At 54.8% G+C, this 13138-nt stretch carries 13 protein-coding genes and 1 pseudogene; 2 read left to right on the forward strand and 12 right to left on the reverse strand.

Features of this window, described 5'->3' with window-relative positions; all coding sequences use genetic code 11:
* Positions 1-43: 43 nt before the first annotated feature.
* A complete protein-coding gene (locus tag DT594_RS10635) occupies positions 44-1411 on the forward strand; it encodes a heavy metal sensor histidine kinase (RefSeq protein WP_096347166.1) in 1368 nt (455 codons plus the stop codon).
* Between the two features lie 16 nt (positions 1412-1427).
* Here DT594_RS10635 and DT594_RS10640 read toward each other — a convergent pair whose 3' ends face one another.
* Together DT594_RS10640 and DT594_RS10645 are read right to left on the reverse strand one after the other, a co-directional pair.
* Positions 1428-2111, reverse strand: coding sequence for a heavy metal response regulator transcription factor (locus DT594_RS10640; RefSeq protein WP_096347165.1), 684 nt, complete (start codon positions 2109-2111; stop codon positions 1428-1430).
* 158 nt (positions 2112-2269) lie between these two features.
* Positions 2270-2596 carry a four-helix bundle copper-binding protein gene (locus DT594_RS10645; protein ID WP_096347164.1) on the reverse strand — a complete coding sequence of 109 codons (327 nt, stop codon included), beginning with the start codon at positions 2594-2596 and terminating at the stop codon, positions 2270-2272.
* A 325-nt stretch (positions 2597-2921) separates the two neighbouring features.
* Between DT594_RS10645 and DT594_RS10650 the strand changes: the two genes are divergently transcribed.
* The gene (locus tag DT594_RS10650) at positions 2922-3536 is read left to right on the forward strand and encodes an undecaprenyl diphosphate synthase family protein (RefSeq protein ID WP_096347163.1); all 615 of its coding nucleotides are present in this window, start codon (positions 2922-2924) and stop codon (positions 3534-3536) included.
* A 106-nt stretch (positions 3537-3642) separates the two neighbouring features.
* Here the strand turns inward: DT594_RS10650 and DT594_RS10655 are convergent, their stop codons facing one another.
* The 10 genes and pseudogenes from DT594_RS10655 to DT594_RS10700 form a co-directional block, all read right to left on the reverse strand.
* Positions 3643-3936 carry a copper-binding protein gene (locus tag DT594_RS10655; protein ID WP_096347162.1) on the reverse strand — a complete coding sequence of 98 codons (294 nt, stop codon included), beginning with the start codon at positions 3934-3936 and terminating at the stop codon, positions 3643-3645.
* A gap of 31 nt (positions 3937-3967) precedes the next feature.
* The gene (locus tag DT594_RS10660) at positions 3968-4459 is read right to left on the reverse strand and encodes a cupredoxin domain-containing protein (protein WP_149332610.1); all 492 of its coding nucleotides are present in this window, start codon (positions 4457-4459) and stop codon (positions 3968-3970) included.
* A gap of 21 nt (positions 4460-4480) precedes the next feature.
* On the reverse strand, positions 4481-5872 hold the full coding sequence (locus DT594_RS10665; RefSeq protein WP_149332611.1) for a multicopper oxidase family protein: 1392 nt from the start codon (positions 5870-5872) through the stop codon (positions 4481-4483).
* Between the two features lies 1 nt (position 5873).
* On the reverse strand, positions 5874-7292 hold the full coding sequence (locus DT594_RS10670) for a TolC family protein (RefSeq protein ID WP_149332612.1): 1419 nt from the start codon (positions 7290-7292) through the stop codon (positions 5874-5876).
* Positions 7293-7302: 10 nt separating this feature from the next.
* Positions 7303-7629 (reverse strand): hypothetical protein, encoded by a 327-nt coding sequence (locus tag DT594_RS10675; protein ID WP_149332613.1) that lies wholly within the window; start codon positions 7627-7629, stop codon positions 7303-7305.
* A gap of 68 nt (positions 7630-7697) precedes the next feature.
* The gene (locus tag DT594_RS10680; RefSeq protein ID WP_149332614.1) at positions 7698-8066 is read right to left on the reverse strand and encodes a hypothetical protein; all 369 of its coding nucleotides are present in this window, start codon (positions 8064-8066) and stop codon (positions 7698-7700) included.
* 210 nt (positions 8067-8276) lie between these two features.
* A pseudogene (locus DT594_RS10685) lies at positions 8277-8890 on the reverse strand (tyrosine-type recombinase/integrase).
* A gap of 303 nt (positions 8891-9193) precedes the next feature.
* Positions 9194-11530, reverse strand: coding sequence for a heavy metal translocating P-type ATPase (locus tag DT594_RS10690; RefSeq protein WP_096348535.1), 2337 nt, complete (start codon positions 11528-11530; stop codon positions 9194-9196).
* Positions 11523-11747: a hypothetical protein gene (locus DT594_RS10695; RefSeq protein WP_096348536.1), complete on the reverse strand. Its 225-nt coding sequence runs from the start codon at positions 11745-11747 to the stop codon at positions 11523-11525. Before DT594_RS10695 ends, DT594_RS10690 begins: the two co-directional genes overlap by 8 nt.
* Positions 11748-11777: 30 nt before the next feature.
* Positions 11778-13130 carry an APC family permease gene (locus DT594_RS10700; RefSeq protein ID WP_096348537.1) on the reverse strand — a complete coding sequence of 451 codons (1353 nt, stop codon included), beginning with the start codon at positions 13128-13130 and terminating at the stop codon, positions 11778-11780.
* Positions 13131-13138: the final 8 nt, after the last annotated feature.

Here is a 13138-nt window from a genome sequence, read left to right on the forward strand (position 1 = left end):
AAGCGGTATCTTGGGATTGTCTGGCCATGAACGGGAAACAGGAATGATCAGCTTGTCCCTGCGAAGCAGAATGGCGCTCCTTTTTATAATAGTGGTCACAACCGTTCTGGCGTTCGCTGCCGTGAGCTTTGATTTTTTTTGTCGCCTGCATTTTGAGCATCAGGATGAACAGGTTCTCCAGCACAAAATTCAGACGCTGAAGTCGGTTCTGACACGTAAAGACAGTTTTGAGTCATCCATGGTGCCCGACATCGACCGATTGCTTGACACTTCATTTGGCTTTGCTGCCGTGATTAAAGCCGGAGATCGCGTCGTTTATTCACATCACAACCTGTCCGAACAATATCTGCCTGTACATAACTCCGGGAATGCTGGCGGGTGGCTAATTCAAGTGGGCCCCAACCTTTACACGGGAACTACCCAGCGGATCGGTGAATGGGCGGATGGAGAAGGGACAATTCACCTGGCCCTAGACGTCACGCACCGCACCCACTTTTTTGAAATGATTCGGCGGTGGTTTATTTATACATTGATAATCAGCGCAATTCTCAGCGGCCTGCTTGGCTTTGCCTTTATTGGTCGAGGGCTCAAGCCGATATCCAGGCTGTCAAAGACGACTTCCACCATCACTGCCCATTGCCTGGACACTCGAATCCCTACCGAATCGGTGCCAACCGAACTGCACGAACTGGTCAACAGTTTTAACGCCATGCTTGAGCGATTGGATAATTCCTTTCTTCGCCTATCGGCCTTTTCAGCGGACATCGCGCATGAGCTACGTACGCCGCTAAACAGCATGCTGACACAAACTGAAGTCGCGCTGATGAAGGATCGCTCTGACGAAAACTACAAGGACATCCTGTTGTCGACGCTGGAAGAGCTCCGCCGGATGTCGCGTATGGTTGACGACATGCTATTTCTGGCCAAAGCCGACAACGGCATGATTACCCCCGATTTCGAGAATCACGACCTGGCAACTATCGGATCGAGCGTGCTCGAATACTACGAATATGCGGCCGACGAAAAGGGCTTAAAACTGGTCATGAGTGCCGAAGGCGCCACTTGGGTAAAAGGTGACAACCCCATGTTGCGGCGGGCAGTTTCGAACATCTTGTCCAATGCAGTTCGTTATGCGGACGAAGGTTCTGTTATCGATATTGATGTATTGAGAGCGGATCAATGGGTGCTCTTGAAGGTGAGCAACCAAGGCCCTGTCATTCCTGCCGAGCATATCGACAAGCTCTTTGACCGCTTTTACCGGATCGATACTGCGCGACGTGAGGGCAGCACCTTGAATGCGGGGCTGGGGATGGCTATCACTCGCTCAATCATCGAGGCCCACAAGGGGGCAGTCGAATGCAGGTCTGCGGTCGGAATCACAACATTCGAGATAAGATTGCCGGTAGCCTGAGCCGGCAACGCCACGTCTAGTCGGACTGAGTGCCGTCGATAAAATAACCCATGCCCCGCGCTGTGTGAATCAACTTGACCGGGAAATCATCGTCGATTTTCGCGCGTAACCGCCGGATGGCAACCTCAATGATATTGGTGTCGCTGTCGAAATTAATATCCCATACCTTCGATGCGATAAGCGACTTGGATAACACTTCACCCCGCCGGCAAAGCAGGAACTCAAGCAACATGAACTCCTTTGCGGTCAGATCAATGCGCTTTCCACCGCGCTCGACTCTGCGCTTGAGCAGGTCCACCTGAAGATCCTCAATGGCCAGGGTAGTCTGGACGGTAGCACCGTTTCCCCGACGCAGAAGCGACCTCACCCGAGCAAGCAACTCGGAGAACGCAAAAGGTTTGATCAGATAATCATCTGCCCCGAGCTCTAGGCCTTTTACTCTATCTTCCACTCGATCTCGAGCACTCAGAAACAGTGCAGGCGTCTCACTACCTGCGTCACGCACCCGCTCAAGCACCTGCCAGCCGTCCAGCCCCGGCATCATCACATCTAGAATCAGCAGATCATATTCCTCATCAAGCGCCTGCTGGACTGCATTAATACCATTCGTGACCAAGTCGACTACAAACCCGGCTTCAGCCAAACCCTGTTTCAGGTAAACGCCGGTCTTCGGCTCATCTTCTGCAACCAATATTTTCACAATCAAGCTCCTGCCTATGCAACAGCTCATTGTGCAGTTCTCAGCACAGAGATGCTATTACCTGTCAGAAATGTAATCGACAGGATCCAACACACAGCAAGTGTTAGCGCGTCGAACGGATTGGCGCGTCGGGGATTGCCCCCGAGCGCGCCAAGCGATTAACCAGCCATCCGCTCACATTCATCTGCACAGGCCATGCAGGCTTCGGCGCAGCGCTGACAATGGTCCGCTTCGTGCTTCTTGCACTCTTCGCCACAGGCGCGGCAGATTTTGGCGCAGATACGACAAAGTTCAGCGGCATAGTCGCTGTCTCTTGCCATAAAAGCGGCGGCGACCTGACAGATCTCAGCGCAGTCCATATCCAGCTTGATACATTGCGCCATCATTTTTACGTCGTCTTCGTTGAGGCAGGCTGCTGCGCAGGTTTGACAGGCGACTGCACAGTTGTTGCAGGCTTGAATGCAGGATTCATATTGGGTATGCATACGTTTATCTCCACAATTAGCGATTTGAATGCGCCTTGCCCCAGCAAGCCAGGACAAGACACTCCATTTAGTCGACTGACAGATCCGTTGAGAAGTTTCTGAACAAGTACAACCTGACAAAACTGTAATGTTCCAATCGGGTGAGTGACATGTTCAATTAGTACCTTCGTTGAGCGCGCTGAGAGGATAAAAGTGTACTGTGACAACCAGTACTAATAATGAGGGTAACGCTCAGCTCCCCTAAAAATGTCATCTTAAGCAACAGGCATTGGATCGGGTGAGCGTTCGCGATGACCGTTTGCGGGATATTGAAAGGATAATTGCAATGGCGAAAAACACTACTCCGTGCCATGTCGGTTTCATTCCCGATGGAAACCGCCGCTGGGCGGCGGATCATGACCTGCCCAAGGAAGCGGGATATGCTTATGGCATCGCCCCGGGATTGCTGCTGTACGAGAAATGTAAAGAATACGGAGTCAAGGAAACATCAATCTTCTGCTTTACCCAAGACAACACCAAGCGGCCTTCCATTCAGAAAAAGGCATTCAGCGATGCCACCGTTACATTTGCGTTGGAGATCGTACGCCGTGGAGCCGCGCTTCTTGTTGTCGGCGATGAGACCTCGGCGCAATTTCCCGAGGAATTAAAAGAATTCCGCCAGCGCCAAGGCGTTGGAATGAAGGTAAATTTACTCGTCAACTATGGTTGGGAATGGGATCTGACCGGCCTTCAAAAAGGTAGCCTGCGTTCGAATGAAGTGTCACGTCTGGATTTAATCGTTCGCTGGGGAGGAGGGTCACGATTGAGCGGTTTTCTCCCGGTACAGTCGGTTTATGCCGATCTCTATGTCAGAGATGAATATTGGCCAGACTTTGCTCCGCAGCATTTTGAAGATGCGCTGGCCTGGTTTAAAAATCAGGACCAAACACTCGGCGGCTAATAGCGTTGCTATCGCTGACAGCTGTGGCGCAGCAGTTCATGATAACTACTACAAACCTTTTGACGGCCGTCAGCACGTTTCCGACACTGACGACCGACAGCTAGCGTCACTCGGCCTTTTCAAGCTCGGTAACAATGTAGTTACCACCTTCTTTGTCAGCACGGAATCTGACCTTGTCCCCGGCAGTCAGCCCTTCCAGCTCCGCCGCATTCTCGACCCTGAACACCATGGTCATGGGAGGCATTTTCAGGTTGTCGATCGGGCCGTGGCGCAAGGTGACACGCTGCCCAGCCTGATCAATCTTTCTCAGCTCACCTTCGGTCATGGCGTCATGCTCGTCTGCCATGGCGGAGGTGGCAGTAAGCGCACATGCCACAAAGAACATCATTACTTTTTTCATCGTATTGCTCCTGTTACTCAAGGTTAATAGCTCAGTTCGTGCTTACTTCAAGACCGCCAACCATGCCGGCTTGAAAGTGCCCTGGCAGCAGGCAAGCAAAGTCAAAGCGCCCGGCTCGATTGAAGGTCCAGATCAGCGTTTGCGTTTGCCCCGCTGCTACGTGCGCCATATAGGGCTCGTCATGCTCCATACCCGGAAATTTGGCCATCAGTGCGGCATGCTCTTTCAGCTCCGCAGCGGTGCCCAATACCAGTTCATGCAGCATTTTCCCTTCGTTTTTAATTACCAGTTTCAGCGTCTCACCCTCAGCCACTTCGAAATGATCCGGGGTAAAGCGCATGTTGTCGTTCATGCGAATGACTAACTCGCGATCTACCTGGTCCTCGCTTGCGCCGATGCCCCAGGCCTTTTGCTCCGGCGGCATCGCACTGCGCGCGCTATCTTCGGCGTCGCCATGCGCCAATACGCCGAACGACAGCGTACTTAGCGCCGCAATGACTGTTATCCGTATTAACGTGTTCATCTGTATATCTCCCGTTGCAGATTAATGTCCGGAATGCCCGGTGGGTTTGCGTACTTGCACTTCAACCGCCGGCTTGCCGGTAGTCGATTCGGACTTGAAACGCGCCGGCTCGGCCAGAGGCCCGGTCCACTCGAAAGCCTGGGTGCCTTCCGGCTGCCGATACCAACCAGGATCGCGGTAATCACCGGCAGGCTGATCTGCACGTACTTTGAGCATGGTGAACATGCCGCCCATTTCCACCGAGCCAAAGGGCCCGTCACCGGTCATCATCGGTATGGTGTTCTCCGGCAGCGGCATCTGCATTTCCGCCATATCGGCCATGCCCCGTTCGCCCATCACCATGTAATCGGGGATCAGATCATTGATCTGCGTAACCACCTTGCGGTGATCAACGCCAACCATCGTCGGCACGTCATGGCCCATGGCGTTCATCGTGTGGTGGCTCTTGTGGCAGTGAAAAGCCCAGTCACCGAGATCGCTGGCGATGAACTCGATCTGCCGCATCTGACCCACTGCCACATCGGTGGTCACTTCCGGCCAGCGTGCACTGCGCGGTACCGGTCCGCCGTCGGTTCCGGTGACCTCGAACTCATGGCCGTGTAGATGTATGGGGTGATTGGTCATGGTCAGATTGCCGACGCGGATCCTCACCTTGTCATCCTTACGTGCCACAAGAGGGTCAATCCCGGGAAAGACCCTGCTGTTGAACGTCCAGATGTTGAAATCAAGCATCTCCATGATTTTGGGCGTGTAGCTTCCCGGCTCGACGTCATAGGCGTTGAGTAGAAAACAGTAGTCGCGGTCTACCTCATCGATGTTTGGATGGCTATCGCGCGGGTGGGTTACCCAGAAACCCATCATCCCCATAGCCATCTGCACCATTTCATCCGCATGCGGGTGATACATGAAGGTCCCGGGGCGCTTGGCTTCGAACTCATACACATAGGTTTTGCCCGCCGGGATAGCACGCTGATTCAGGCCAGCCACCCCATCCATGCCGTTGGGCAACCGCTGCCCATGCCAATGGATACTGGTATGTTCCGGCAGCTTGTTGGTAACAAAAATACGGACTCGGTCACCCTCTACCACTTCAATCGTAGGCCCAGGCGATTGGCCGTTATAGCCCCAGAGATGGGCATTGAAGCCTGGAGCCATCTCCCGCACTACCGGTTCCGCAACCAGGTGAAACTCTTTTACACCGTTATTCATGCGCCAGGGCAGCGTCCAGCCATTGAGCGTCACCACCGGCTTGTAAGGCCTGCCAGTATTCGGCTCCAGTGGCGCCATGGTATCCGGACTGCCCTGAATTACCGGCTCGGGCAACCCCGCCAAAGAAACCCGGCTGACCGAAGAAGCAGCAACGGCTGCCGTTATGGCACCCGCGCCCATGAAGAAATCACGTCGTGAAACCATGTTAGTGCCCTCCGGCGGGGGAAGCGGGTGCGGAGGAAGCGCTATTGGCCTCGCTCGGCGTTACTGGCCCAAAACGAACCAGGTCCAGTTCAGACTGAGCCACCCAGAAGTCACTCTGGGCCTGCAGATAACGATTGACTGTGGAGATCTGCTCTCGCGCATCAGCAAGTAGCTCGAATACACCGATAAACATGCCGTTGTAGAGCAACATGTTTTCCTCACTGATACGCTTGCGCAGCGGGACAATCTCATCCCGGTAATGCGCTGCCACATCCCATGCAGTACGGTAGGCTTGATAACCTTCGCGTACCTGCGAGCGCGCATTGATTGCCACTTCGGCGGTCAACTGCAGTTGCTGCATGTACCGCGCCTCGTTGCCGGCCATGCGAGCTCCGCTCCAATCAAACAACGGCAGCTCAACGGTAACTTCATAGCCGCGCTGCACGGGCTCTTCGTTGGAACTGTTATTGCTGACCCCCAATTCCAGCACATTGATAAAGCGCGTTGCCTTGCCCAGCTTCAAGTTGGTCGCCAGACGTTTGGCGCCCTGTTGTGCAGCCCTCACGTCCAGGCGGCTGGCCATGGCCTGCTGCTCGATATCTGGCTGGTCCAATGGCTTAGCAGGCACGTCCGGCAGCCGCTCTGGCAGGGTAAAATCCGTCTGTTCTCCCCATAAGCCAAGCAAGCGAACCAGCCGCTCATGGCTTGCGACCTGCTCTTGTCTGGCCTGCAGGTGAGCCAGTGCTGCTTCCGCGTAAAAGCTCTGCTCACGGGCTTGCTGCAAGGCGCTGTAATTACCCACGGCGGCCATACGATGAGCCATTTCCGCGCCTGCATCAGCCGCCTGCCGAACCTGCTCGCTATAAGCCAGACTCTGCTGCGCTGCGACCGCGCGATACCAGGCTATACGCGTGTCCGTTGCCAACCGCATTACCGACAAGCTGACTTCCCGCTGTACCTGCGCATTCTGGCCCTCAGCTATGCGACGGGTTAAGGGCAAGGCGATCAAGCTGCCCAGATTAAGGTGCAACCCGCGTTCCCACTCCACTTCGCTGCCACGCGTCATGCGCCCGATGGAAAAGCCGGGATTCGGTAAGCGGCTCGCCTGTACCCGCTGCGCATCAGCGATACCCAGATCAAAAAAGCGAGCTTGCAGCCCCGGATTGTTCATCAGCGCAATTTCCACTGCACTTTCCAGCGCTAACGGCTCGGCCAGAAGCTCGGCGATCCGCTCGCGGACCACCGGCGGCTGATCCTGCTCGGTGGCCCAATGCAGCGAATCCTGCCCGGTCAGCTCGGCGCTCTGTTGCTGAACTTGTTCAAGGCTACTCTGAGGCGCCAGCCCCGCGCAGCCCGCCAGGGTCAACAGCAGCACGCCGGTGGAACCCAAACGCGCGAGAGCCGTATTGGTCTTGTTCATAACCAGCTCCTTAATGATGTTGATGCGGATTGGCGTCGCCGCCGGCATCGGCAGCGTTATCAATGTCGGCATCAGCGTCATCATCTTGCGACTGGCTGGCCTCCCATACCTCTGCCGCATAGGCTTGCCAACCGCCTATACGGCCGACGGTAGCATTGGCCTCACGCCAGTCGCCGGGAGTCTGGTGCTCAAAGCCTCGATAGCTGTGCAATGGAGATTGGTAAGTCACTGGCGGGACGACGTTGGCGCCAGATGGATCAGGCTGAGTTGCCTGGGCGTGACTGTGCCACGCCAGAACGGCTAATAAGCCGCCAATACAATACGTTGGGGAAAACATGACCACCTCTGCGATCAGATCGGTGTTACCGATCAGAAATGTTCAGCTCAACAGGAGCCGTTATCGTTTCAGAGGAGGACGGTGCGGGGAGGTCGTTTGAGTGGCTCGGGTGTTTGCCCGACAAACAATAAATAGGCCGGCACGCCAGAGAGTACCGGAGCAAACTCAGCCAAAGGCTCGGTGTTGCAACTGGTCAGGGCGCTGATGCCATGACAACTGATCGCGCAAAGCACGCAACCGCTATGCACCACTTCGCCGGTGTCATCATGGCTCTGCTCGGCCATCGCATGATGGGCATGCTCAGTTGGCATCTCGTTCTGCTGCGTGGCAGGAGGTGTAGCTGCACAAGACGTAGAAAACGCACCCGCAACTGCCTGGGCCGGGATGATCAAGATCATCAGCCAAAGCAGACAGGTACGTAGTACGCCAGTTTTCATCAAGCACCCTGATGGAGTTGTTATACGGAGATTACCGCTGACGGCCATATTTATCCAGTTGCCGACGCAACAAGTTGTAATTTCTATGCCATCATTCTAGGTCTGCTTATTTGTGAGGCTTCTAGGTTAATCGGACTGATCATGCATATGCGAGAGACGTCCGCTATTGGCCGGATAGCGCCGGTCTGGTTAAGCCGGCGCTATCGCTGGTCAGACTTCGGTCTGTTCTGCCATATCAAGAGCGTCGTCCACTTCGATTCCTAAATACCGGACCGTGCTTTCCAACTTCGTTGGCCCAGTAGAAGCTGAACTGCCCTGAGGCTCTTCGTCCTACGGTAGATCAGTGAAGCCTTGGTGCGCATTAGCGTATGGGTGCCGTACATGACCGGATCAAGATCAATGGTTATTACCCAGGCTTTGACGATTCGAGCGTATTGTCTGATGGAAAGGTCGGCTGAGGCGTGCAATCTGCTCGGAAACAGGAAATCCTCACTTCGCAGTTGGGCCTTATGTATCCAGGCTTCTAGAGCCGTCCGGGTTTGTTCGGTGATTTCGAACTGGACTGGTCGATGAGTTTTCTGCTGCATCACAATTGCCCGAGACGATACTTGTGCACCATGGGCGATGTCGCGCACCCGTAGCTTCGTCAAATCACAGGCCCGTAACTTGCTGTCGATTGCCAAATTGAAAAGAGCTAGATATCGAGTTTTTTCAGCAATTTGGAGCCTTACTCGAATAGACCAGATATCTCTGAGTCGAAGCGGCGGGTTCTGCCCGACTAGCTTGCCTTGATTCCAGGGTTCACGAGCAACACTGGTGTTCATGGCTTGTCCTCCACGTTATGGAGGATAACCATGCCCCTTAATGGCAAAAAGCGCTAACCGGCCAAGAGCAGCCGCTCAAAACTGTCTATGAATCTGGGGGCTATTCAGTGCTGGCAGCGCTGGGTTGGGTTTGGCTATAACCTTATCGATTGCAAATGCCCATGGCGGGACGGCCTGGTGTTCTTCAATGCAGGAAGTCACCCGGTTTTTCTTGGAATTGTCTTTGGATAATGTGGAGCCCAAGGAAAACCGAGTGGTGAGTTTTCTCCGAGGCTCCACTGACGGGGCATCGCTGGTCTTTGCTTACAGCTTGATAACCCTCAGTCGTAAGGCATTGGTGATCACGCTGACCGAAGACAACGACATAGCCGCTGCCGCAATGATTGGCGACAACAGAATGCCGGTAAATGGGTACAGAAGCCCCGCCGCAACCGGTATTCCCGCAGCGTTGTAAACGAAGGCGAAAAACAGGTTTTGCCGAATATTGCGCATCGTAGCGCGTGACAACTTCCGTGCTTCAACAATCCCCATCAGATCACCGCGCAGGAGCGTAATGCCCGAACTTTCAATGGCGACATCCGTGCCCGTGCCCATAGCGATACCAACGTCTGCGGTGGCCAGGGCGGGGGCATCGTTCACACCATCACCGGCCATCGCCACAATCCGGCCTTCATCCTTGAGACGCTGGACGATCTTGCCTTTGTCTTCGGGCAGCACTTCTGCTTCTACCTCATCAATACGCAGTTTACGGGCTACAGCCTCGGCGGAGGTGCGATTGTCGCCCGTCAGCATGACCACGCGAACGCCCTCATTTTGTAACGCTGCAATAGCCGCTGCGGTGGTCTCCTTAACCGGATCGGCGATCGCAAGTAACCCGCAGATCTTCCCGTCCACTGCGGCAAAAATCACCGTGGCTCCGTCTTTACGAAGCTCGTCTGCCTCTTTGTCAAAAGCGGAAGTATCGACAGCCTCAGACTCCATAAGCAGCCGATTGCCGAGCAGGACCCGCTTGCCATCGATCTTGCCGGTCACTCCTTTACCGTTTGGGGAGTCGAAATTATAGGCATCAGAGAGCGTCAGCTGCATGGCTTTGGCTTTCTCGATAATGGCATGTGCCAGCGGATGCTCACTGCCCTTTTCAAGACCAGCGGCGTAGCGCATCAGGTCCTCATCACTGAAGCCGTCAGCCGTCACCAGCTTGGTCACCTGCGGCTTGCCTTCGGTCAGCGTGCCGGTTTTGTCCACCACGACCGTATCTACTTTCTCCATGCGCTCGAGGGCTTCCGCGTCACGGATCAGCACCCCAATCTGAGCGCCACGACCAACACCCACCATGATCGACATGGGCGTTGCCAAACCAAGGGCGCAGGGGCAGGCAATGATCAATACACTTACCGCGGCAATCAGCCCAAAAGCCATCGGCGGCGTGGGTCCGTATATTGACCAGACGACAAACGCAATAACGGCGATGACGATGACCGCCGGCACGAACCAACCGGCTACTTTATCTGCCAGACCCTGAATTGGTGCACGACTGCGCTGGGCGTTTGCCACCATTTGCACAATCTGGGAGAGCATGGTGTCGCGGCCTACCTTGTCGGCGCGCATGATGAAACTGCCCTGCTGGTTGATGCTGCCGCCAACCACCTGGGCGCCGGCCTTTTTACTGACCGCCAAAGGCTCTCCGGTTACCATGGATTCATCTACATTGGAGCTGCCTTCAAGGACTTCACCATCCAGTGGTACCTTGTCGCCGGGGCGCACCCGGAGGCGGTCGCCGACCTTTATCTGTTCAAGGGTGACATCGGACTCGTCACCGTCATCGGACAGCTTTCTGGCGGTTGCTGGGGCAAGATCAAGCAAGGCCTTGATGGCGCCAGAGGTTTTCTCTCGAGCACGCAGCTCCAGAACCTGTCCGAGTAACACCAGCACCACGATAACGGCCGCGGCCTCGAAATACACAGCGACCGAGCCATCTTCCTGGCGGAAGGCGCCGGGGAAAATCTGCGGCATCAATGTTGCGACCAGGCTATAAAACAACGCAACGCCGGTACCGATGGATATCAGCGTGAACATGTTCAGGTTACGGCTGAGGACAGATTTCCAGCCCCGAACAAAGAACGGCCAGCCGCAATAAACCACTACCGGGGTGGCCAGTAGCAGTTGAATCCAGTTGGATATTTGCGGCGACACGATGTGATCAAGCCCCGTCAGGTGACCGCCCATCTCAAGCAGAAATACCGGAAGCGTCAAAACAAGACCGATCCAGAATCGACGCGTCATGTCAGTGAGTTCTGCAGAAGGTCCATCATTCAGGCTGACTTCTTCAGGCTCCAGACCCATGCCGCAGATGGGACAATCACCGGGGCCTTGCTGACGGATCTCGGGGTGCATCGGGCAGGTGTACATGGTACCGGGTGCAACCGGCTCTGCCTCGGCACTCTTTTCGCCGAGGTACTTCTCTGAATCGTCTTCAAACTTTGACTGGCATCTGGAAGAGCAAAAGTACCAGCTCTTGCCTGCATGCTGGCTGCGATGTTCTGCCGTATGCGGATCGACCGACATGCCGCAAACAGGGTCTTTTACAGCGTTTTCGCCGCGGCTTTCATGATCATGATGATCGTGCTGGTGATCACTCATTGCCTGTTCCAGCTTTATGCGCTGGCCAGTCGGCAAAAGCGATAAAGTACAACAAAACCAGATTGACCATCGGAATCAGCATCAACAGTCCCAGCCAGCCCGGATATCCAGTGCGCCGACATATTTGCCAGACCGGCACGACGACGATGGCTACCACCAGCGTCCATAGCCAGTGCCCACTCCACATGGCATTTCCGTACATGCTCTCGTTCATCATGGTGTTGACCTCCTTTTCAAATCGTAGATATCAATGGTGGTCTGCGTGAGCATGCTCATCATCCACCGCTTTTTTCCGTGCTGACGATGTCAGGAATACCTGCTCGCCAATCGCAATCACGATCATGGCCACAACTGCCACGCCCAGCACGAAGGGATCTGAGTTCAGCTTGACCCAGACAAAGCCGCCGAGCGCCAGCAGATCCAGCATAATGGCTACTACCGGTACCCAACTCACGGCCTTCACATCCTCGCGCAGATAACGCAACACCCCCCAATGAATGGCGATGTCCATAATCAGGTAGAAGATAATCCCAAGGGCCGCAATCCGGGAAAGATCAAAAAAGGCGGTCAGGATCAGACCCAACACCACCGTATAAACGAGTGTGTGCTTTTGAATGCTGCCCGACATCCCGAAGTGGCTATGCGGTACCAGTTTCATTTCGGTCAACATGGCGAGCATGCGCGATACTGCAAAGATACTGGCGAGGATGCCGCCGGCTGTTGCCATCATGGCGATTGCCACGGTAAACCATACTCCGTACTCACCGAGTACCGGGCGAGCGGCGGCAGCCAAGGAGTAGTCCCGGGTTTCGATAATCTCGGCGAGGGACAGGTTACTGGCGACAGCGAAGCCAACCAGGGTATAGATCACCACGCAGGCGACAATGGAAATGATGATGGCGCGGCCAACGTTTCGACGCGGGTCCTTCACCTCGGACCCACTGTTGGTGATGGTGGTGAAACCCTTGAACGCCAGTATGCCCAGCGCAGTTGCACCCAAGAAGTTGCCAGCGACCCCGGTCTCACCCGTGCTGGAAAAGTCGACAGCAAGACTGTCTGCCAACCAGACACCTACCAAACCGATGATCAAAATACCGGTGATCTTTAACACACCAATAAAAGATGCAACGCCCTGAACCATCTGGTTGCCCAGCAGGTTAATCACAAATGCGGCCAGGATCAGTGATACCCCGAGAATCGGCACCATAAGTCCGCTCTCATCGCCGCCAAACAACTGCATCGTATAGGAGCCAAATGTACGGGCGAGAAAACTCTGGGCGATCACCATCGAGAAATACATCAGCAAGGCATGAAATGCGGTTGGTAGCCGATCACCGTATGCCTTGTGCAGATACATGCCAATGCCGCCAGCAGACGGATAGGCATTGGAAATCTTGATGTAGGAGTAAGAACTAAAAGACACAATGACAGCCGCAGCCAAAAAGGCCAGGGGGAAAAGCGCACCTGTCATCTCTGCCATTTGACCTGTAAGCGCAAAGATACCGGCGCCAATCATGACGCCAGTGCCCAACATGACAGTACCTGCCAGTGTCAGGCTACCCTCGTTGTAATGCGTGGTCCTGTCTTGCTCCTTGCTCATATAACCTC

Source organism: Halopseudomonas laoshanensis (genome assembly GCF_008365385.1).
GTDB classification, from domain to species: Bacteria; Pseudomonadota; Gammaproteobacteria; order Pseudomonadales; family Pseudomonadaceae; genus Halopseudomonas; species Halopseudomonas laoshanensis.